The 22,133-nt window shown below is 57.6% G+C and carries 16 protein-coding genes and 1 tRNA gene; 5 read left to right on the forward strand and 12 right to left on the reverse strand.

Annotated elements, in window-relative coordinates; translation table 11 throughout:
- Window positions 1-55: 55 nt before the first annotated feature.
- The 3 genes from RT018_RS06325 to RT018_RS06335 form a co-directional block, all read right to left on the reverse strand.
- Entirely contained in the window at window positions 56-466 is a 411-nt protein-coding gene (locus RT018_RS06325) for a hypothetical protein (RefSeq protein WP_312940249.1), read from the reverse strand.
- 145 nt (window positions 467-611) lie between these two features.
- Window positions 612-1,946, reverse strand: a complete 1,335-nt coding sequence (locus RT018_RS06330; protein ID WP_312940251.1) for a glucose-6-phosphate isomerase — start codon at window positions 1,944-1,946, stop codon at window positions 612-614.
- A 111-nt stretch (window positions 1,947-2,057) separates the two neighbouring features.
- Window positions 2,058-3,176 carry a D-alanyl-D-alanine carboxypeptidase family protein gene (locus RT018_RS06335; RefSeq protein WP_312940252.1) on the reverse strand — a complete coding sequence of 373 codons (1,119 nt, stop codon included), beginning with the start codon at window positions 3,174-3,176 and terminating at the stop codon, window positions 2,058-2,060.
- A 309-nt stretch (window positions 3,177-3,485) separates the two neighbouring features.
- Here RT018_RS06335 and RT018_RS06340 point away from each other — a divergent pair.
- The 3 genes from RT018_RS06340 (at window position 3,486) to nifJ (ending at window position 8,017) form a co-directional block, all read left to right on the forward strand.
- Window positions 3,486-3,559: transfer RNA gene (locus RT018_RS06340), tRNA-Gly, on the forward strand.
- A gap of 31 nt (window positions 3,560-3,590) precedes the next feature.
- On the forward strand, window positions 3,591-4,433 hold the full coding sequence (locus RT018_RS06345; protein WP_312940254.1) for a dihydroxy-acid dehydratase: 843 nt from the start codon (window positions 3,591-3,593) through the stop codon (window positions 4,431-4,433).
- A 59-nt stretch (window positions 4,434-4,492) separates the two neighbouring features.
- Window positions 4,493-8,017, forward strand: coding sequence for a pyruvate:ferredoxin (flavodoxin) oxidoreductase (nifJ, locus tag RT018_RS06350; protein WP_312940256.1), 3,525 nt, complete (start codon window positions 4,493-4,495; stop codon window positions 8,015-8,017).
- A gap of 209 nt (window positions 8,018-8,226) precedes the next feature.
- On the opposite strand, the gene RT018_RS06355 is transcribed toward nifJ, so the two are convergent.
- Entirely contained in the window at window positions 8,227-8,628 is a 402-nt protein-coding gene (locus tag RT018_RS06355) for a bacteriohemerythrin (protein ID WP_312940258.1), read from the reverse strand.
- A 504-nt stretch (window positions 8,629-9,132) separates the two neighbouring features.
- Here RT018_RS06355 and RT018_RS15800 point away from each other — a divergent pair.
- Window positions 9,133-9,237, forward strand: a complete 105-nt coding sequence (locus RT018_RS15800; protein WP_397359842.1) for a twin-arginine translocation signal domain-containing protein — start codon at window positions 9,133-9,135, stop codon at window positions 9,235-9,237.
- Between the two features lie 195 nt (window positions 9,238-9,432).
- Here RT018_RS15800 and RT018_RS06365 read toward each other — a convergent pair whose 3' ends face one another.
- The 3 genes from RT018_RS06365 to RT018_RS06375 all read right to left on the reverse strand — a co-directional run bounded on the left by RT018_RS06365 (window position 9,433) and on the right by RT018_RS06375 (window position 12,894).
- Window positions 9,433-10,818: a TIGR00366 family protein gene (locus RT018_RS06365; RefSeq protein WP_312940261.1), complete on the reverse strand. Its 1,386-nt coding sequence runs from the start codon at window positions 10,816-10,818 to the stop codon at window positions 9,433-9,435.
- 29 nt (window positions 10,819-10,847) lie between these two features.
- Window positions 10,848-12,038 carry an amidohydrolase gene (locus RT018_RS06370; protein WP_312940263.1) on the reverse strand — a complete coding sequence of 397 codons (1,191 nt, stop codon included), beginning with the start codon at window positions 12,036-12,038 and terminating at the stop codon, window positions 10,848-10,850.
- A 307-nt stretch (window positions 12,039-12,345) separates the two neighbouring features.
- Window positions 12,346-12,894, reverse strand: coding sequence for an ECF transporter S component (locus RT018_RS06375; protein ID WP_312940265.1), 549 nt, complete (start codon window positions 12,892-12,894; stop codon window positions 12,346-12,348).
- 107 nt (window positions 12,895-13,001) lie between these two features.
- Between RT018_RS06375 and RT018_RS06380 the strand changes: the two genes are divergently transcribed.
- Window positions 13,002-14,414, forward strand: coding sequence for a PLP-dependent aminotransferase family protein (locus RT018_RS06380; RefSeq protein ID WP_312940267.1), 1,413 nt, complete (start codon window positions 13,002-13,004; stop codon window positions 14,412-14,414).
- A 136-nt stretch (window positions 14,415-14,550) separates the two neighbouring features.
- Here the strand turns inward: RT018_RS06380 and RT018_RS06385 are convergent, their stop codons facing one another.
- The 5 genes from RT018_RS06385 to pth form a co-directional block, all read right to left on the reverse strand.
- Window positions 14,551-15,807 carry an acetyl-CoA C-acetyltransferase gene (locus RT018_RS06385; RefSeq protein ID WP_312940270.1) on the reverse strand — a complete coding sequence of 419 codons (1,257 nt, stop codon included), beginning with the start codon at window positions 15,805-15,807 and terminating at the stop codon, window positions 14,551-14,553.
- A gap of 318 nt (window positions 15,808-16,125) precedes the next feature.
- On the reverse strand, window positions 16,126-17,100 hold the full coding sequence (locus RT018_RS06390; RefSeq protein ID WP_312940271.1) for a peptidylprolyl isomerase: 975 nt from the start codon (window positions 17,098-17,100) through the stop codon (window positions 16,126-16,128).
- A gap of 39 nt (window positions 17,101-17,139) precedes the next feature.
- Entirely contained in the window at window positions 17,140-17,817 is a 678-nt protein-coding gene (lepB, locus tag RT018_RS06395) for a signal peptidase I (RefSeq protein WP_312940273.1), read from the reverse strand.
- On the reverse strand, window positions 17,810-21,340 hold the full coding sequence (gene mfd, locus RT018_RS06400; protein ID WP_312940275.1) for a transcription-repair coupling factor: 3,531 nt from the start codon (window positions 21,338-21,340) through the stop codon (window positions 17,810-17,812). Before mfd ends, lepB begins: the two co-directional genes overlap by 8 nt.
- A 54-nt stretch (window positions 21,341-21,394) precedes the next feature.
- The gene (gene pth, locus RT018_RS06405) at window positions 21,395-21,994 is read right to left on the reverse strand and encodes an aminoacyl-tRNA hydrolase (protein WP_312940277.1); all 600 of its coding nucleotides are present in this window, start codon (window positions 21,992-21,994) and stop codon (window positions 21,395-21,397) included.
- Between the last annotated feature and the right edge of the window lie 139 nt (window positions 21,995-22,133).

Raw genomic sequence — 22,133 nt, forward strand, 5'->3', positions numbered from 1 at the left:
ACATCCCGCCGCTGTTTGTATGAATTTATGTGGGTAAGAATCTCTGCCCGGGCACTTACAGGAATTTCTGCATCCCGTCGGTGGCAAGGCCCACATCGGCGCTGATGGTGACAGTGAATTTGATGCTGTTCTTCTCGCCGAAAGCGTCCAACCAGTTCAAAAATTCCTCGGTCTTATGGTCCACGTCGTCGCCGATCACCTTGCACAAATTGTCGATGAACACGTGGGAGATGTCATAGTTTCCGGCGTACAGGCCGCTGATAAAGCCGCGGACGGACTCATAGTTGTTTAGTTTATATTCCTTTACGTCAATCAGGCGGATATGGTAGTGGATGTCGTAAGTCAGAGCGGAGTTTGATTCAATGCAAACCACGTTGCCCGGCTCGTCTTTTGCCGCGCTGTTGATAAGGTCGATGAGCTGCTTGGTTTTCCCGGAGCCTTTGACGCCCATAATCAATCTAACCATAGTGTATCACTCCTGTTCTTTTGAAATCACGGGGGGATTTCTATGTCTTCAGCATAGCATAGATTCCCTGAAAAAACAATGCAGAATTCCTGCAAAAAAGTTTGTGAATAATGCCGGGGGCGAAAAATTCGCCCCCGGTATTCGTTTACGGGTTCAGCTTTGCCCGAAGCTCCTCGCCCCGGTCCTCGAAGCCGGGTTTTCCCAGCAAAGCGAACATATTCTTCTTATAGTCCTCTACGCCGGGCTGGTCAAAGGGGTTCACATCCAGCAGATACCCGCTGAGCCCGCAGGCGTATTCAAAGAAGTAAATCAGACCGCCCACCGTCTTGGCACTCCGGGGCCCGGCTTCGATAATTAAATTGGGTACGCCGCCCTCCGTGTGGGCCAGAAGCGTCCCCTCGGCGGCTTTGTCCCGGATGTAGTCCAGAGACTTTCCCGCGAGGAAGTTCAGCCCGTCACCGTCCTCTTCATCCCGCTCCACAAAAAGCTGCCGGACCGACGGGCCGAACCGGACCACCGTTTCAAACATCAGTCGCCGTCCTTGCTGGATATACTGGCCCATGGAGTGGAGGTCGGCGGTAAATTCCACGCTGGCGGGGAACAGGCCCTTGCCTTCTTTCCCCTCACTCTCGCCGTAAAGCTGCTTCCACCACTCCGCCATCGTGCGGAACTCAGGGTCAAAGCAGCCGAGGATTTCAACGGTTTTTCCGTCCCGGTACAGCTGATACCGAGCGGCGGCATAGCGCCACGCGGGGCAGTCGTATCCGGGAGCGGCGCACCGCTCCATCATCTCCGCTGCGCCGCCCATCAGCGCGTCAATGTCCACCCCTGCCGCCGCAATGGGCAAAAGGCCCACGGCGGTGAGCACGGAATACCGCCCGCCCACGTCGTCGGGCACCACGAAGGTTTCCCAGCCCTCGTGATCCGCAAGAGCTTTCAACGCGCCTCGGCTGCGGTCGGTGGTGGCAAAAATGCGCTCCCGCGCGCCGTCCTTGCCATACCGTTTCTCCAAAAGTCTTCGCAGAAAGCGGAAGGCCACGGCAGGCTCGGTGGTGGTGCCGGACTTGGAGATGATGTTTACGGAAAAGTCCACGCCATCCAAAAGATCCAGCAGTTCGCCCAGCGCGTCTGCGTCCAGACCGTTGCCTGCAAAGTAGATGTTGGGACTGTCCTTCTTTTTTAGGTTATAGCTGGGGGAGCACAAGAGGTCGATCACGCCTCGGGCGCCCAAATAAGACCCGCCGATGCCCACCACTACCAGTGCGCCGGAGTTTTTGCGGATTTTGGCTGCCGCCGTTTTGATGCGGGCATACTCCGCTTGATCGTAATTATCGGGCAGACGGACCCAACCGGTAAACGCGCCGCCCGGGCCGTTTCCGTTTTGCAGTTTTTCGTGGGCCAGCCTCAGCCGGGGCGCCATCGCTTCCTCATAGGGCATGGGGATAAAGGAGTCCATATGAAAGGTTTTCACTTCCAGCATAATTACCGTCCTTTCCGGATCGCCCCGCGACCATGGGTGATAACTCTATTATACTAGCATTCTCCCAGCGCCACAAGGAAAATCCCCAAAAGGTTGGAAATTTCCGCGAAATCAACCGCCCAAAAATGCCGTGCGCAGATACCGCAGGGCAAGCGCTCCCCAGGTGACACGGGGAACATCCTCTCCTGCCACCAGCGGAACCTCCGCCACCGTCTCTCCTCCGGAGGAGAGAATTAGTGTTCCCAGCGCGTCGCCCTTCGCGATGGGGGCGGTTGCCTGCTCGGTAAGGGAAACGGATTTTTCAAGCTTTGCCGCCTTGGCTTTTTCCAGCAGCAGGGCGTTGTCCGACGCCACGGGCTGCACCGTGGCCTGCGTCCCCAGCGACACGCTCACCGGAGGCAGCGCCCCATCGGGTACTGCCTTCACCAGCGCGTAAGTGGAAAAGCCGTAACTCAGCAGGGACTTTGCATCCTCAAACCGCTGGGCAGAGGTGGGGCCTTTCATAATGACGGCAATTAGTTCCATGCCGTCCCGCTCTGCCGTACCGGAGAGGCAGTATTGCGCCGCGCCGGTGGAGCCGGTCTTCAGCCCGGTGGCTCCCTCATAAAAACGAATAAGCTTATTGGTATTCACCAGAGACGAAGCCCCGTTGCGTAGGGTGTCCATCCAGATGGTGGTGTACTTACGAATATCCGGGTGGTTTAAAATCAGTTCCCGACTCATTAGGGCGATGTCGTAAGCGGAGGTGACATGTCCCTCGGCGGGGAGGCCGGTGGGGTTGACAAAATGCGTGTCGTTCATGCCCAGTTCCTTGGCCCGCTGGTTCATTCGCTCCACAAAGGCATCTTCACTGCCGGCAATATGCTCTGCCAGCGCCACGGAGCAATCGTTGGCGGAGACGACGCACACGGCTTTGAGCATGTCGTCAACGCTTAGCTGCTCGTTTTCCTTCAGCCAGATCTGGCTGCCACCCATAGAGCAGGCGTGAGCCGAGGCGGTGATCATGTCGTCATAGTGAAGGGTCCCGTTTTCGATGGCCTCCATGGTCAGAAGCAGAGTCATCACCTTTGTGACGCTGGCGGGTTCCAGCTTTTCGTGCTCGTTTTTGGCGAACAGAACCGTTCCCGTCTCCTTTTCCATCAGCAGCGCGGAGGGTGCGGATACCTCCAGCGCCTTGACCGGGACAATCAACACCAGTGCCGCCGCCAACGCGAACAGCAGTTTTTTCATAACGCTCCCCCTTTTCTTGGGCAATACCGCGGCATCTTAAAATACGCAGGTGCGTCGGTAAATTCGTTTAAAACAAAGCGACAGGCGCGGCAAATACAGGGTGTATTTGCGGGCGTTTTTGCAGAGTTTCAAGAAAATTTACTTGCAAATGCGTATGTATGGCGACAGTCAGGCAGTGTGCGGCGGTGCCCTTGCTGTCCCAGTCTATGAGAAATAAGAAAAACAAATGCGCCCTTGGCCATTTTTCGTCTTGCAAAATGGAAACGGGTCTGCTATACTATCCTCACGCGCAATTTATAAGAGCGATGCGCGGCTGTAGTTCATCGGTAGAACGGCAGCTTCCCAAGCTGCATAGGTGGGTTCGACTCCCATCAGCCGCTCCAGAAATAAATCCCCGGAACCATTGAAAAATCAGTGGTTTCGGGGGTTTTTGTTTTCTGCAAGCGCTGCTCCAAAGGAAAAAACGGCCAAGATCAACGCGTATTTTTAAAAGCAAAGGTCAATCCTGCCGCCAAGCCTGAGATGGAGGCTTTCTTCCGGGCTGGCGGAATTCCCAGAGTCTCTCAGCATCTGGGCGACATTTTGGATACTTCGGTTATGACGGTCACCGGAAAGACTCTGAAGGAAAATCTGGAAGAATACGTCTATGAGTATCCCGAAGACTCCACGATTATCAAGACTGTGGAGGAGCCTTTCTCCAAAACAGGCGGCGTGGCGGTGCTTCACGGCAATCTCTGCCCCAACACCGCTGTGACCAAGCCCGGCGCCATTGATCCATCCATGCATCGCTTCGTGGGCAAGGCCAAGTGCTACAATAGCGAGGAGGAGGCCGAGGAGGCCATTCTGGGCGGTAAGGTTCAGGCCGGCGATGTGGTGGTTATCCGCTATGAGGGGCCCAAGGGCGGACCGGGTATGCGGGAGATGTTCAAGGCCATGAAGTATATGTACGGCGTGGGCCTGAGCAAATCTGCCGCCCTGATTACCGACGGGCGCTTCTCCGGCACCAACAACGGCTGCTTTGTGGGACATATTTCCCCCGAAGCTGCCGAGGGTGGTCCGCTGGCAATCGTTCAGGACGGCGATGAAATTCTCATCGACGTGGACGCAGGCAAGCTGGAGCTTCGCGTGTCCGACGAAGAGATTGCGGAGCGCTATAAGAGCTGGAAGCTGCCTGAAAAGCACATTCCCAACGGCTACCTGCGTCTGTATGTCAAGGCGGCTACTTCGGCTGATCAGGGCGCCATTATCAAGATGTAACATCTCCGCTTCCAGCGCAGAGTATCTGCGCCGGAGACGATATACCAGGAGGAATATAAATGTCTGAGAAAAAAATTATGAAAACCATGGACGGCAACGAGGCATGCGCCACCGTTGCTTACCACTTTACGGATGTGGCCGGGATATTTCCCATTACGCCGTCCTCTCCCATGTCCGAAAAGGTGGACGAATGGGCGGCTGCCGGACGCAAGAACATGTTCGGCCAGCGTGTGACGCTGGTGGAGATGCAGTCCGAGGGCGGCGCCGCCGGTGCACTGCACGGCGTGGCGGAGGCGGGTGCATTAGCCACCACCTTCACCTCGTCTCAGGGCCTGCTTTTGATGATTCCCAATCTGTATATCATGGCTGGACACCGAATGCCCGCCGTTTTTCACGTGGCGGCCCGCTCGGTTGCCCAGCACGCCAATAACATCTTCGGCGATCATCAGGATGTGATGACCTGCCGCACCACGGGTGTGCCCATGCTGTCCTCGTCCAGCGTGCAGGAAGTGATGGATCTGGCGGCAATTGCTCATCTGGCCACCGTTAAAACCCGGGTTCCCTTCATTCATTTCCATGACGGCTTCCGCACCAGCCATGAGATTCAAAAGATTGAGACAATTGATCTGGATCGGGTGGCTGCCCTGATGGACAAAGATGCGCTGGAGGAGTTTCACCGCATCGCCATGAACCCTGAGCATCCCGTTCAGCGCACCACCGTGCAGGGTCCCGACGTGTATTTTCAGTCTCAGGAGGCCAACAACGGGACGTATGACGCAATTCCCTCTGTGGTGGAGGGCTATATGCAGGAGATCAATAAGATCACCGGCCGGGACTACCATATCTTTAATTATTACGGCGCGCCCGACGCCGAGCGCGTGATGGTCATGATGGGCTCCGCCTGCGAGTGTGCCAAGGAGGTCGTGGACCATCTGTGCGAAAAGGGAGAAAAGGTGGGCCTTCTTCAGATTCACCTGTTCCGCCCCTTCGATATGCAGTATTTCCTGAACGCCCTGCCCAAAACGGTGAAGAAAATCACCGCCATGGATCGGTCCAAGGAGCCGGGCGCAATTGCCGGGGCTGTATATCTGGATGTATGTGCCAGCTATGCCAACGACCCCAATGCCCCTGAGATTTTCGGCGGACGGTATGGCCTTGCGTCCAAGGACGTGACCCCCGCTCAGATAAAGGCCGTATTTGACAACATGTACGAGGCCGCGCCCAAGCGCATGTTTACCATTGGCGTGAACGACGATGTGACAAACCTGTCTCTGGAAGTTCACGAGCCGCTCATCACCGAGTCCGCCGACACGGTTTCTTGCAAGTTCTGGGGCCTTGGCTCCGACGGAACCGTGGGCGCAAACAAGAACTCGGCCAAGATCATCGGTGACTACGCGGGGATGTATACGCAGGCGTATTTCGAGTACGACTCCAAAAAGTCCTACGGCATCACCAAGAGCCACCTGCGCTTTTCCAAGGACCCCATTCGCTCTACCTATCTCATTAAGGCAGCTGACTTTTTGGCCTGCCACTCGCAGTCCTATATCAACAACTATGACATGATTCACGAGGTGAAGGACGGGGGAACTTTCCTGCTGAACACCGCGTGGACAGAGGAAGAACTGAGCGAAAAACTGCCCGGCGACGTAAAAAATTACATTGCCAACCACAATGTGCAGTTTTACATTGTGGACGCCAATAAGATTGCCCGCGAACTGGGTCTTGGGAACCATGCCAACCTGATTTTGCAGTCCGCGTTTTTCAAGCTTGCCCGTGTCATGCCGGTGGATGACGCCATCCGCTACATGAAGGAAGCTGCGCAGAAGACCTATGCCAAAAAGGGCGAGAAGGTTGTGAACATGAATCTGGCCGCCGTGGATGCAGGAATTAACAGCCCGGTCAAGGTAAGCGTCCCCGCCGCGTGGGCACAAGCCAAGGATGAGCGCACGGTGGACGAGAATCTCCCCGCCGTGGTGAAGAACATTGTCATCCCTTGCAACCGCCAAAGAGGTGATGACCTGCCGGTGTCCGCACTGCTGCCCTATCAGGATGGTACATATCCTCTGGGTACCTCCAAATACGACAAGCGGGGCATAGCCTCCGCAGTGCCGTCTTGGGACCCGTCCAAGTGTCTGCAATGCAACCAGTGCACCTTTGTCTGTCCCCATGCGTCCATCCGGGCCTATCTGGTGGACGAGGAAGAGGCTGCGGCTGCGCCCGCCGGTTTCGAGATGGTGGATGCCAAGGGCGCAGCGGGGCTGAAATACCGCTTGCAGGTCAGCACGCTGGACTGTACCGGCTGCGGAAGCTGCGCCGCTTCGTGTCTTGCCAAGGACAAGGCTTTGACCATGAAGCCCGTGGACGACAGCATGTATGATGAAACCAACTGGAACTATGCCCTGACGCTGACCGACAAGCCCGGCGTGTTCAACCGCAAGACCCTGAAGGGCAGTCAGTTCTCCCAACCCCTGGTGGAGTTCTCCGGGGCCTGCGCGGGCTGCGGCGAAACGCCCTATGCAAAGCTCCTTACCCAGCTCTACGGCGAAAAGACCTATTGGGTCAACGGCGTGGGCTGCTCTTTGGCGTGGGCGGGCGCGTTCCCGTCTCTGCCCTATACCGTCAACAAAGAGGGGCGCGGGCCCGCGTTCTACGGGACACTGTTTGAAGATCAGGCGGAGAACGGCCTTGGAATGGTCTTGGCTGCGAAGCAGCGCCGCGCCTATGTCCGCCAGAAGGTGGAAGCGTTGATCCCCCTTGTGTCCGGCTCTGAGCTGGAAGCCGCCTGCAAGACATGGCTCGCCTCCTTTGAGGATCTGGACACCAACGATGCCGACGCCAGGGCATTGGTCTTGGCGCTGGAGGGTGCGGAGCTTTCCGGAGAAGCCAAGACTCTGGCTGAGGAGATTCTGCTGCACCGCGACCAGTTGGGCAAGAAAACAGTCTGGCTCTTTGGCGGCGACGGCTGGGCCTATGACATTGGCTACGGCGGTTTGGACCACGTGATGGCTTCCGGTGAGGACATCAACGTGTTCGTGGTGGACACCGAGGTGTATTCCAACACCGGCGGACAGTCCTCTAAGGCGACGCCCGTGGGTGCCTCGGCCAAATTTGCCGACGGCGGAAAGAGAACCGCCAAAAAGGATTTGGGCCGTTTGATGATGACCTATCCCGACGTGTATGTGGCCTCCGTGGCCATGGGCGCCAATCCCGGCCAGCTCATGAAAGCCGTCAACGAGGCTGTCAGCCACAAGGGACCTTCCATTATCATTGCCTACGCCCCTTGCATCAACCATGGCATTAAGGCGGGCATGAACAATGTGCAGGCCGAAATGAAAAAGGCCGTGGACTGTGGATTGTGGCCCCTGTATCGCTATGATTCCCACAGCAAGGAGAAGACTTTCTCTCTGGATTATAAAAAGCCCTCCGTGCCTGTCAGTGAGTTCCTAAACGGGGAGGTTCGGTATTCCGGACTGAAGGTGAAGTATCCGGAGGCGGCCGAGAGGCTCTTTGCCCAAGCGCAGCAAGAGGCGGACGACCGTTACCGGACCTATGTCCGTCTGGAAAAGAGCTATAACGAAGCGTGACTCCCTTGCGTTCGTCAACCCGCCTTTGACCCGGCATGCTTACCTTCTCTTTGGGTTTTCCCGCGGGGCGGAGTGGGCGAATCCCTTATACAAGACAGCAGGCCGTTGGGTCTGCTGTCTTGTTGCGTTCTGTGGGGGATAGCACGCTGTTCGCAAAGAAAAACATCTGCCGCACCGGAGGCTAACCGGTGCGGCAGATGTTGAATACTTTATTTTCCCTGTGCTTTTGCAAATTCCCCAATCTTTTTATCCATGTTGGAGATGTGCTTTGTCAGCCAATCCACCACGATTTGATTGGCGCTGATAATTATCAGAATATTGCCACCAGAGGCGGCATAATCGTTGCGCAGTTTTTGCAGCTGTGCGATGAAGGCGGTGTGCGCGGCCTTTTGCTCTGCATAACCCGGATAGTGAATCCGCTGCATATAGATCTCTTCATCGGAAAAGTGCTTTTTGGTGTAACTATCCAGAAATTCCAGCAGTTCGCCTATGTATTCTTTGGCTTGATTTCGTTTTCCCGCTTCAAAAAGCAGCTCGGCTTTTTCAAACAGAAGCTTGTGCTGATCGTCAATTTCCCTGACCCCAACGGAGAGATTCGGTGTCCACGGCATGGTGATTCCCCCTTTTATATGTCTTAAATCTGTTTACTATCATACATCATCACAGGACAATCTTCAACTGTTCCGTGAATAAACTGGATGCATAATTTGAAGAGAAACGATAAAAATCATCGGTCTTCAAATAGGTCGAACGCATGGCACATGATTTTAGGAGCTGTCAAGTAAAATGCCGCCCAGTCATACCCGTTTGCCTGAAATTCCGGTGAAAAAATCAATGTGGGGAAGAGGTTTCGGTAAAACCGGTTTTGTGTGAGAGATATCAAACGCCTGCGCATTGAATACACTGGGTATGAAAGGAGTGGATGCCCGTGTATGACAGGGTCGCAACGCCAATTATCGATATTTATGACGGGAAGACAAACGAATACTATGGAAGTTCCATCTTTCCAGTAACAACAGAAATTGAAAACAGCTTGCTTCAAATCGTAAACTATGAGGGAACACCTAGAGCAATGCTGTTCCAGGATGATACCTTTCTGCCGGCATCCAGCAGCTATGTCCCGCCGGGGCTTTTTGAAAAAGTCAGGCGCAATGGGATTGTCCGTGCAAGCTTTCGGGATGCAAACTCGTATCTATGGGTTCCTATTGAAATCTACATGAATTTTGACTCTCAGGTGCGAGGGAATCTGCTGGATGACAAATATCATTTTGACAGTGTTGTATATACCGATATTGATGTGCAGGATGTAAAGGTTCTTCCTCGGGGAGAGGGGAATACCGTATAAAGCAAATTTACGCCCCGGAGCCTGCCGTTTGGCAAGCTCCGGGGTGCATTTATCCAGCAAGTCCAGCGCCTTAATTAAAATTGATCGCAAGGGCGATGGCCACCAACACCATCTGGGTCAGCAACAGCATCCCAAACAGAGGGACAAACCACTTCCACCATTTTTCCACCTTTACGCCTGCAATGCCGCATACGATAGGGGCTGAAGCGGTGGGCCAGAGAATGTTGGACAGGCCGTCGCCAAACTGGAAGGCCAGCACCGCCACCTGACGGGGGATATTCAGAAGGTCGGACAGGGGGGCCATGATAGGCATGCTGACCACCGCCTGACCGGAGCCAGAGGGAATCACAAAGTTCAAAAACGTCTGGACAAGCAGCATGGCTTCTCCGGCCAGCCACCGAGGCAGGTAGGACAGAGGGATGGACATGCCGTAGACCACGGTGTCGATAATGTTGCCCGCCTGAAGGACCATCAGAATGCCGCGGGCAAGGCCGATCATCATGCACGCCATGGCGATATCCGTAAAGCTCTTGGCAATCAGGCCGGCAATTTTATTGGGGGACCAGCCCATGATGGCGGCGCTGATGAGGCCCATCAGCAAAAACACGGCGGCCAGCTCTTCAAAATACCAGCCGTAGTCCTTTGTTCCGATGACAATGACCACGATGCCCCCAAGCAGCACCAGCAGCACCAGTTTTTCCCGCAGACCAAAGGCGTGGCTTTCTATGTTCTTATCCGCCTGAATGCCGCCGGACACGCCGTACATCAGACTTTTGGTGGGGTCTGCCTGAATTTTCAGAGCATAGCGCACGGTGTAGATTGAGGCCACCACAATCATGGAAAGGTGGCAGAAAATACGGAAGTCCCAGCCCGACATTACCTGCAAGCCCGCAATACTCTGGGCCGTGCCCACGGTGAAGGGATTCATAAACGCGCCAGAATAGCCCAGCCCCGTGCCAAGGGCCACAATGGCAAGACCTACGATAGCATCGTATCCCATAGCCAAAGCAATGCCAACGAAAATGGGGATGAAGGGGAACATCTCCTCAAATACGCCGATGGTGGAAGAGGCAAAGCCAATCAGGGTAATAAAAATGGGAATGATCAGGGCCCGCAGCTTGCCTCTCAGAATCCGCAACATCCCCGCCACCAGTCCGTTAAAGGCACCGGTTGAAATAATCAGGCCGATGGAAGCATAGGCGATAAACACAAAAAACAGCACACCGCCCGCGTCGATAAAGCCGTTGTACACGCAGCGCAGCATTTCAAACAGCCCCACGGGAGAGCTTTCCACTGCGTGATAGGTTCCGGCGAGGATGAGCTTGCCGTCCCGATCAAATTCCCCAGCGGGAAGAATCCATGTAAGGATTGTACAGATGGCGATAATGCTCATCAGCAGAACGTATATGTGGGGCATTTCCAGCCGCCGTTTCTTTTTTACCAGAGTGTCTCCCATAAATTAATTCTCCTTCTTCTAAATCAATTTCAGCCCTTTTTCTTCAGCGCTTGCTGGAAGTCGTTGCGCACAGTGGCGCGGAATGCTTCGTCGTTTAAAACGCGCAGGGCAAGCCCTGCCAGCGTGCAAGCGCCCCGTTCCATGGCCTGGTAAGCGGGGGGCAGAAGCGTTGCGTCCCGCATCTTCTCCGTATGGAGAGCCAGAGGCTCGTCGGTGATGGAGAGCAGGGGCTGGATAGAAGGGCAGCGATAGCTGACGTTGCCAAGGTCCGAGGACCCGGAAGCGGGGAGAATCGGACCCGCGGTCTCCCCGTTTTCCGAAAGCAGGCGAGCTGTCTCAGTTTCAAGCGCGTCCACCCGCACCATGTCGTCAAAGTCCAACAGGCCGGGGGTAAAGGTGACGGTGCAGTCCATAGCCATGGCCGCGCCCTCGGCGCAGCGGCGGACAATGCGGTCCATCTCCGCCAGCTTGCCGCGGGAGTCCGTGCGGAACTCCAGCCGAATTTTCGCGTATCCAGGGATGAGATTGGGGAAGCTGCCTCCCTCCAGCAAAACGGCGTTGAACCGCACGTCCCGGGTAAAACTTTCCCGGCGTGCGTCCACCAAGTCCAAAAACTTCCGGGCCGCCGCCAGAGCGCTGGCGCCTGCCCAAGGATTGGCGGCCGCGTGGGCCTCTCTCCCGTAAAACTCTACCACATAGCACCGCAGGCTTAAAACGTCCATGCTCGGGCAGGATGTGCCCCCGCTGAAGCTGTGCATCATCACCGCCAGATCCAAATCGTCGAATACTCCGTCCGAGGCCATGGGGATTTTCGCTCCGTTTTCCTCCTCTGCCGGGGTGCCGATGATTTGCACGGTGCCGGAAAAACGATCCTTTAGCCGCACCATGGCAAGGCCAGCCAGCACGGAAAGGGGACCATGGAGATTATGGCCGCAGCCGTGGCCGATGACAGGCAGAGCGTCGTACTCCGCCAGAAAGGCAACTTTTGGCCCCGCGCCGTTTTTCAGCGTGGCGCGATAGGCTGTGCCATATCCCAGCTTCTCCTGAAAGAAAGGATACTCCACCTCAAAGCCTGCCCGTTTCAACAGCTTCACCATGGCCGCGCTGGATTGCTCCTCATGGTAGGGAAGCTCCGCGTAGTCAAAAAGTTGCCGGACAAGCTGCTGCGCGTCCTCCGCGTCTGCGCGGACTGCGGCCTGAATTTCCGATGGCTGCACCATAATCGATTTCCTCCCCGAAAAAATATGTGTGAACTGAGTAAAGAGTTAATTATCATCACGCTAACACTTTAACTAGATAATAAGATATCATATGAAACTAAAGACCGCAAGAGCATCCTTCAAATAATATAAACAAAAAAACAATCTAATAAGAGAAGCGCGCTGTATACTGCTCCGAAAGAAAAGACGCGGGACGGATGAAATCCGTCCCGCGTTCCATTCAATTAGACTCTGTCTGCAACACCTTACAATACTAGCCCCGGTCCCACCTGTGGTTGGCCCGGAGTGTCGGGTTGGCAAGGCGCGCTCAAAGAGTTGGAAACCTGCTTCGCACAAAGCCGCTTTTACGCAGCGCCGTCGCCAAAAAAACGGAGACTGCCACGCCAAAGCTTGCCTGCACCAGATTACCGGGGACTCCCGCCACCGCGCCACCCCAGCTATGCAGCAGCAACGCGTCAAACAGCCAGTAGCCCACGATCATAGGGATCTCTCCCCCAAGGGCTGCAAAAACCATGCCGCCGGTGCGGTCTCGCAAAAAGCGATACAAACACCCGGCAGTCAGCGCCACTCCGGCTTTAATCACCAGCGTGGCGGGGACATAGACCACATAGCCAGACAGCGCGTCCGCCATGGCCGCGCCAATGCCTCCGGCCAGCGCACCAGTCCACGGCCCCAACAAAAAAGCCCCCAGCAGCACCACCGTGTCTCCAAGATTCAAATAGCCCCCCGTGGGAGAGGGGATGCGGATGACCATGGTGGCGGCGCAGGTCAGTGCTGCCAACAGAGCGGCGGTGACAATGCTTCGGACCCGTCTGTCCGCTGCGGATAAATGCTCCGTTCCATACCTGTGTTCCATGTTTTCTGACTCCCTCCGGCATCAATTGAACTGATTATAGCTGGTATATGGTATGATTGAAATACTCAAGTTTTAAAATTTCGATAAGGTCAGACGGAGGGAAGTCAATGCTGACTTATTCTATGGAGAACCGGGGCGGGCTGACGCTGTATGAATATCTCTATCGCCGTATCCGGGAAGATATCCTTTCGGGCGTGCTGCGCGTTGGAGAAAAACTCCCCTCCAAGCGGGCGCTGGCAGAGCACTTGGGCGTGTCGGTTATCACGGTGGAGGGGGCGTATCAGCAGCTTGAAGCAGAGGGCTATATCCGCGCCCGGCCCCGCAGCGGATTTTTTGTGGCGCAGGTGGAGCGGAGCACAGCGCAGGCTGCGGTTCCGGTGCAGCCACATTTAAAGGAATTTCGGGGGTGGGACACGTCACCAGAGCCGGAATGGAAACTGGATCTGAAGACAAATCGAGTGGATGCGACCCGGTTTCCGCTGGCGGCGTGGGCACGATTGACACGTCAGGTGCTGGCGGAAGAAGGACCAGCTCTTCTGTCGCCGTTGCCCAATCAGGGGCTTTTGGCGCTGCGAAGGGCCATCTGCGCCGATCTGCGGGATTATCGGGGACTGCATGCTGCGCCGGAGCAAATTGTGGTGGGCGCGGGGGCGGAGTATCTGTACATGCTGCTGGCCCAGCTTCTGGGCCGGGACACGATCCTGGCGGTGGAGGACCCGGGCTATCCAAAAATCCGGCAGGTTTATGAAAACAGCGGCGTGCGCTGTATCCCGCTGCCGCTGGACAGCGAGGGAATGGCCCCCGCCGCCCTGTGGGCTTCCGGTGCGCAAGCGGCACATCTGTCTCCTGCTCACCAGTACCCCACTGGGCTGGTGACGCCCATTCGGCGGCGGCAGGAGCTTCTGCGCTGGGCGGAAGAGCGGGACGGCGTGGTGATTGAGGATGACTATGACAGCGAGCTGCGCTTTACCGGGCGGCCCATTCCTCCGCTGCAAAGCATTGACCGTGGAGGCCGGGTGACCTACCTCAACACCTTTTCCCAGACCATCGCCCCGTCCATGCGAATGGGGTTTGTGGTGCTTCCGCCAAGACTTTTGGAACAGTACCGCCAAAAGCTGGGGTTTTACGCCTGCACCGTTCCCGCGACAGAGCAGTTTGTGCTGGCCCGCTTTTTGGAGCAGGGGTATTATGAACGGCATCTGGCCCGGATGCGGACAGAGTATCGCTCTCGCCGGGCCGCTGTACTGGAGGCATTTCGACGCAGTCCCTTCGCCAGCCGGGTTCACATTGCGGAGCAGGGAGCGGGGCTTCACTTCCTTCTGCGGCTGGATACCGACCGGAGTGACAAAGAGCTGGATGAAAGGGCGCGGGCGATGGGCGTGCGGTTGGGCTTTTTATCGGAATACACCCAACGCAGAACGACGGAATATGACCATACGCTGGTGGTAAATTACGCGGGGCTGGAGCGGGCGTATCTGCCTCAGGCCATGAAACTTCTGACGGAAATCTTCGTGGAGTGACGATGGGGGTCCGTCGCGGCATAATGCACGAATGGTTTGCCGGGGATAAGATTAAGCGCCAGAGACCATAAGCAAAAAGCAGGGCTGCGGCGAATTGCCGCAGCCCTGCTTGATGTAAACGCTTTAGGTTAAAAAATCAGCACTTCTCAAAGATAGTGGCAACGCCCATGCCGCCGCCGATGCACAAGGTGGCAAGGCCCTTCTTCACTTCGTCCCGCTTCTTCATCTCGTGGAGCAGGGTGACGATAATCCGCGCGCCGGAGCAGCCCACGGGATGGCCCAGAGAGATGGCGCCGCCGTTGACGTTGACCTTGCTCATGTCAAACTTCAGCTCGCGGGCCACGGCAATGGACTGGGCCGCGAAAGCCTCGTTGGCCTCGACCAGATCGATGTCCTCCATGGAAACGCCGGCCTTTTCCATGGCCTGACGGGAAGCGGGGACGGGACCCACGCCCATGATCTTGGGATCCACGCCGCCCTGGCCCCAGCCAATGAGCTTGGCCATGGGCTTCAGGCCGTATTTCTTCACGGCTTCGCCGGAAGCCAGCACGATGGCGGCCGCGCCGTCGTTGATGCCGGAGGCGGAAGCGGCGGTGACGCGGGGCGTGCCCTTGTCGTCGGTTTCCTGCGCACCGGTGAGCTCAAAGGTATGTACAACCTGAGGATTGGGGGACTCGGGACCCACGGGGAATGCGCCCTTCATCTTGGCAACGCCCTCCATAGTGGTGCCTGCGCGGGGGAATTCGTCCTTCTTGAAGTCCACAAAGTCCTTCTTGACCTTCACGGGGACGGCGACAATCTCATCGTCAAACTTGCCGGAAGCCTGAGCGGCCTCGCACTTCTGCTGAGAGGAGACGGCAAACTCGTCCTGCTCCTTGCGGGTGATGCCCCACACGTCGCAGATGTTTTCGGCGGTGGTGCCCATGTGGTAGTTGTTGTACGCATCCCACAGGCCATCCTTAATCATGGAGTCCACCATCTTCTTGTCACCCATACGGGCGCCCCAGCGAGCGTCGGGAGCCAGGAAAGGAGCGGCAGACATATTCTCCGTGCCACCGCAGACCACCACGTCGGAGTCGCCGGCCAAAATGGAGCGCGCACCTTCGATGACAGACTTCATACCGGAACCGCAGACCATGCCCACGGTGTAAGAGGGAACGGAATAGGGAATGCCGGACTTAACGGCCACCTGCCGGGCCACGTTCTGGCCCAAACCCGCAGTGAGGATGCAGCCGAACATAACCTCGTCCACCTGCTCGGGTTTCACGCCCGCACGGTTCAGGGCTTCCTTAACGACAATGGCTCCAAGGTCGGTAGCGGGCACGCCCTTCAGGGCTCCGCCAAAAGAACCGATGGCTGTACGGCAGCAATTCACGACATAAAGTTCTTTCATGATGATCCTCCATTTTTCACATAAATTCTTTGCGCGGCAACAGCCGCTTTGAACTGCGGGGAAATACGGCAGAAACGCGGCATCGGAGGGGCGTGACAGATGGCCCTGACATCTCCGTCAGGAACCTTCCGTAAGGCCCGCTCCAAACTGCTGTTGATTTCATTATAGATAAGTTTTGCCTGTCCGTCAATGGGAAAAGCGGTACTTTCAGAATATTTGTTAAACTTTTGACAAAATCTCTTCCATTTTCGTCACCTTGACGAAAATGGAAGAGATTTCAAAAAATCATTCTGTTTTATTCGCCGGGAAACGTGGCGTTCAGCGCTTCGTGGTCCTTGCCCCACTGAGATTTTTATAAAATGAAGCGGCAGTAAAGTCCCCGTATTCCTTTGCTGGGGCTACCTGCGCTTGCGACGCCAGGGACTGAATATGAGAGTCGAACCAAAGAACCGCGGCGGCGTCCAGACTCGTGGGCAAGAGACGCAGCAGATATACCCCGCCCTCTGTTTCCACCGGATTGCTCCACCGACCCTGCTCCAGTCCTGTCAGTGCCTGTTCGGCGACGTTGGGAAGCGTTCCGTCACCCGTGGCGGCTGTGACGGTCGTGTAAACTCCGTCCTTCAGCGTCGCCGGGTCCTTGTCGGGGTCCTGCTGCAGATCGGACAATGCGGCGGCTGCTAAATCCGCGTTGGGGAATACCAGCACGTCGGCGGTGTAGACCCCGGCGGACGCGGCAAAGCCGGCAACGGCTCCGTCGGCGGGGGACAGCTCACTTCCTCCCGCAAGAGACAGCGTACGAAGCTGTTCGTATAGGTAATAGTCCGCGGTCAAAAGTTGCGCGCCCGCCCGGTCAAGGCCCATTTGCGTCAAAACCTCCAGATACGCGTCTTCGCCGCCGTATTCGTTGGCCTGTGCTGCCCAGTCTGCATCCATGGCAGCCAGATTTTCCGCCGTCAGCACGCAGCCATTGGTCTCCGCCAGCGCTTCCACCGTGTCGTAAAACACCGTGGCGTCCAGCGCCTGCTGTTTTACATAGTCGTCCAAGGTCTGTCCGCCTGCGTCGGCGGACCAGTCCGGCTCGCCACCCGCTTGCTCTGCCAGATAGTCGCAGTCGGCGGTCAGCCAGTAAAAATACCGTGCCGCTGGGACTTCCCGACCATCCACCGTCAAAAGAACTGCCTCCGGTGCAATACCTGACGACTCGTAATAAAGGCCTGCCGGTTTCTCCGCCTTTTTTCCGCAGCCGCCAAGCAGTGTTACCACCGCAAGCAGGGTCACAAACACTCGTTTCATATGCCTGCTCCTTCCTCCCGGCGGAGCAGGCGGGCGCACTCAACCCACCCGGCGTACGCCGAGCCACGTATTACCCGGCCACAGGGAGACGACGGCCAGCGCCCGGGCGCGAATATTGGATGCGGGGACAAAGGGATCCTGCCAGAAGCGGCTGTCCAGAGAGTCGTCCCGATGGTCGCCCAGCAGGAAAACGCAGCCCTCCGGCACGGTGAAGCGGTCGTTTTCCCCGTGGGAATAGGTAATCCCCTGTACGGGGAGATAGCGCTCCTCCAGCTCCGTGCCATCAATCAGGACATAGCCGTCCTTAAAAGAGACGGTTTCCCCCGGCAGACCCACCACCCGCTTCACCAGCGTCTGGCCCAGCTCCTCGCTGTCAAAGAGCACAATGTCACCCCGCTCCGGCACAGGGTCCCCCACGGCGTAGCTCAGGTGCCAGCTCAAAAACACGGAGTGGGTAGGCAGGGTGGTCTCCATGGATCCGCTTGTGACAAAGCCCAAAAGAAAAATCCCCCGGAACAGCGCCAACATCACAAGCACTGTGACAAAGAGGTATCCGTAGTTGCGCAGAAACCTTCCAAAAGCGGTTCTGCCGCGCTCGTTGACGGGCTTCACGCGCTTTTTTTTCTTTTCGGATTTTTCAGTCATTGCGGGCTTTTCCGACGTTTCGGGCTTTTGTGCCTTTTCAGGCAGCTCCTTCTGGTCCTTTTCCTCAGACATGGCCGTTCTCCTTTTCTTTCGTATCCTCCGCCGCAAGGCGAAGGTCTTCCACCAGCGCAGACGCTGTTTCCAGCACGTCGGCACCTGGACGCAATTGCAGGGTCAGCATGGGAATGTCCCCGGCGCTTAAGGTTAAAAGTCGCCGGTACTTCGGCAGAGCACACACTGCCGCCAGCGCCTCCGGGTGAAACACACCCAGCTCCAACCGCAGCCGTTCGCCCTTCTGACTCAGGTCGGTGACTCCGGCGGCCTGGGCCGCGGCCCGCAGCAGCGCCACGTCCAGCAGTGCAAGCACGGGCTTTGGTGGGTCGCCGTAGCGGTCCATCAGTTCGTCCAAAAGCTCCCCGGAATCCTCCGGCGTGCGGATGGCGGCGATTCGGCGGTACAAATCCATCCGCTGCTCCGATGAGGGGACGTACCGTTCCGGCAGGTGGGCGTTCACCGTCAAATCAGCGGAGCATTCCGCCGCGCGGACAGGCTGCGCACCCTGCTCTTCCAGCACCGCCTCCTCCAAAAGCTTGAGATACATGTCGTAGCCAACGCTCATCATGTACCCGGACTGTTCCGGTCCCAGCAGGTTGCCCGCGCCCCGGATTTCCAAATCCCGCATAGCGATTTTAAACCCGGAGCCGAACTCCACGTATTCCCGGATGGCGCCAAGGCGCTTTTCCGCCGTCTCCTGCAAAATTTTGCCCTGGCGGTAAGTGAGGTATGCATAGGCCCGCCGGGTGCTGCGGCCGATGCGTCCGCGAAGCTGGTGGAGCTGGGCAAGTCCCATCCGGTCCGCGTCCTCAATCACCAGTGTATTCACGTTTGAAATATCAATGCCTGTTTCAATGATGGTGGTGCACACCAGCACGTCCGCTTCGCCGTCCACCATCTGGCGCATCACGTCGGACAGCTCCCGTTCGGACATTTTTCCGTGGCCCACCACAATGCGGGCTTCCGGCCCCAAAAGTTTTTGCAGCCGCCCGGCGGTGGTGGAAATGGAGTCCACCCGGTTGTGGAGGTAATAGACCTGCCCGCCCCGGCTCAGCTCCCGGCGGATGGCGTCCGCCACGATCTGCCAGTCGTGCTCCAGCACATAGGTCTGCACCGGCTGGCGGTCGGCGGGTGGCTCCTCGATGGTACTCATATCCCGCAGGCCCGACAGGGCCATGTTCAGCGTCCGGGGGATAGGGGTGGCGGAGAGGGTGAGGGTGTCCACCTGCTGGGCAAGCTCCCGCAGCCGCTCCTTATGAGTCACACCAAAGCGCTGCTCCTCGTCAATGACCAGAAGTCCAAGGTTTTTAAACTGCATGGACTTTTGCAGCAGCTTGTGGGTGCCGATCAAAACGTCCACGCCACCGGTGCGGGCTGCCTCTAGAATCCGCTTTTGCTCCTTGGGGGAGGTGAACCGAGACAACACCTCCACGTTGACGGGAAAGCCCGCAAAGCGGCTCATGGCGGTGGCATAGTGCTGCTGGGCCAGAATGGTGGTGGGGACCAAAATCGCGGCCTGCTTTCCGTCCAGCACGCATTTCATTACGCCCCGCAAAGCCACCTCTGTCTTTCCATAGCCCACGTCGCCGCACAGCAGACGCTCCATGGGCCGGGGCCGCTCCATGTCCGCCTTAATCTCCTCAATGGCCCGAAGCTGGTCATCCGTCTCCGGATAGGGAAAAGCGTCCTCAAATTCCTGCTGCCATGGGGAATCGGGCGAAAAGGCAAAGCCGGGCTGCTTCTGCCGCGCGGCGTACAGGGCGATGAGGCCCTTGGCAAGGTCCTTCGCAGCAGCCTTGGCCTTGGATTTGGACCGGGCCCACTCCGTTCCGCCCAGCTTGTTCAGCCGGGCGTGTCCGTCGTCCTCGCCGCCGCCGATGTACTTGCTTACCTGATCCAGCGCCGTCGCCGGCACGTAGAGACAGTCTCCGGCGGCATAGTCGATTTTGATATAGTCCTTTTCCACGCCGTCCACCGGCATTCTGCGAATGCCGGAAAACCGACCCACGCCGTGCTGGGCGTGGACCACCAGATCGCCGGGGGAGAGGTCCGTGAAGGACTGAAGCTTTTGCCGCCCGGAGTCCTGCTTCAGCTTCCGCCGCTTCTGGGCGGCGGGAGACAGTTGCCCTTCCGTCAGCACCGCAAGGCGGAGCTGAGGCCACTCGCTGCCTGCGTTCAGGGTTCCCGCAGTCAGCCGCACCTCGCCCGGAGCGGGCATGGCGGCGTTGTGCAGGTCCAGCGCGGCGGGGATGCTTCGGTCCTCCAGCAGTCGCAGCAAATTTTTCGCCCGGGTCTCGCCACCGCAGAGAATCAGAACGCCATACTCCGCCGCCCGATAGTGATTTAAGTCCTCCGCTGCGGTTTCAAGGCTTCCTCCGTAGGAGGGAAGCTGCTTTGTGGTGAGGTTGATCAGCGCTTTGGGGGGAATGGGATAGCGAGAGGTGGGCAGCGCCGTCTCCATCACGCAAGGAAACGCCGACAAGCGGGAGAACAGCTCCTCGGCGGTCATGGTGAGGTGGGAAAACGCTCCCGCCAAAACCCCCGCTTCCATGAGAGCCTCGGCATCTTGCTTTGCCTGCAACACAAATCCCTTTACTCGCTCCTCCACCCGGGCTGTCTCGCTGAAAAAGATCACCGAGTCCCGCGGAAGATAATCCACCCCCCAGGCGGGCTCGGGGTACACGGCGGCAAGATACCGGTCTGCGCCGCTTAGAGACGCCCCATCCCGCAGACGGGCCGCATCGGCCCGCAAAGACGACGCGGCGGGGGAGGACGGGTCCCGTTTTTCCAGCTTTTCCGCCTCTTTTTCAAGAGACGCGGCAAGCCCTGCGATCCCTCCGTTTGCCTGATGGGGCAAAACCTCGGCGGCGGGAAGCAGCAGGGCGGACTTCACATTTTTCCCCCGCCGCTGGCTGCTGGGGTCGAACAGACCCATGGAGTCAATCTCGTCGTCAAACAGCTCACAGCGCACCGGCTGGTCCATCAGGGGAGAGAACACGTCCAGTATCCCACCCCGGACGGCAAACTGTCCCACGCCCTCCACCTGCTCGCAGCGGACGTAGCCGGCGGCGGTCAGTTCCTCGAAAAGCGTAGTCAAATCCAGCCGCCCTCCCACCTTCAGGGGCCGTGTGGCGGAGGACAGCAGCTTTTTCGGCTGGGTCCGGGCCATCAGTGCGTCCACCGTGGCAATGCAGACGGAAACGTGCCCACGGGTCAGGGCGTACAGCGCGGCAAGCCGGTTTTGCTCCCACGCACGCGAAGCCACCGCCCCCGGACGGAACTGCCACTCCCGGCCCAGCAAAACCACCGACTCGGCCCCCGTTATGGCGCGCAAATCCCCCGCCAGCCGTCGGACCTCCTGCTCGTCGCCGCACAAAAAGACGGCGGGGCGGTCCGTGGGTGCGGCAATCGCCGCGCCCACAAGGGCACGGTGCGCGTTTTGAAGGCCGGAGATGGCTACGGGGCTTCTGCCGCTCTCAAGGGCGGCTACGGCCTCCCGCAGCTCTGGAAGCTCATTCAGTTTTTTCAGGAGATGTTCCATACACGTTCCTTCTTCATGCGCCTACGGCGCAAACCCGGGGTTCCCGCCGGAGCTTTAATTATAAAGATTCATGGCCTTCTGGCAGTCCCCTTGTCCGATGATGCACTCAGCGGCGTCAATGGCCCGACCAAACACCTCCAGCAGAGTTTTCCGCTCGGCTTGAGAGGGAACGCCGATTACCCAGTCAATCATGTCCCGCTCGCCCGGGGCCCCACCGGGGTCGCCCACGCCGATTTTTACCCGGGGGAACTGGTCGGTTCCAAGATGGGCGATGAGGCTCTTGATGCCATTGTGTCCTCCGGCGGAGCCGGAGGGACGCACCCGCAGCTTCCCCACAGGCAAAGATATGTCGTCGTAAATCACCAGCACCCGCTCGGGGGGGATTTTATAAAACCGGGCGGCCTCGCCCACGGCTTCTCCAGAGAGGTTCATAAACGTCTGGGGCTTCATCACCAGAACCCGTGCCCCGCCGAAGTGCAGAATATTGTATGCGGACTTAAACTTCACCTTGTTCAACTTAACCCCCTGCTTCTCCGCCAGCAGGTCCACGGTGAGAAAGCCCATATTGTGCCGGGTCTTGGCGTATTTTTCGCCGGGGTTTCCAAGACCGGCCAAAATCCACTCCGCCCCGGAGGACTTATTTCCAAACAACATGGCTTCATTTCCCTTTGTATTAGAATTTACCCCACTGGGAGGCCTCCATCCGTCTTTTAACGCTCTGCCAAAGCAAGTCGCCGGACGTCGGCGTCCTTCCTTCTGCAAGGCCGCTTCCAAAAAGAGGGGGCGCGCAAAG

The organism is Oscillibacter sp., assembly GCF_032060045.1.
In the GTDB taxonomy this organism is placed as follows: Bacteria; Bacillota; Clostridia; order Oscillospirales; family Oscillospiraceae; genus Oscillibacter.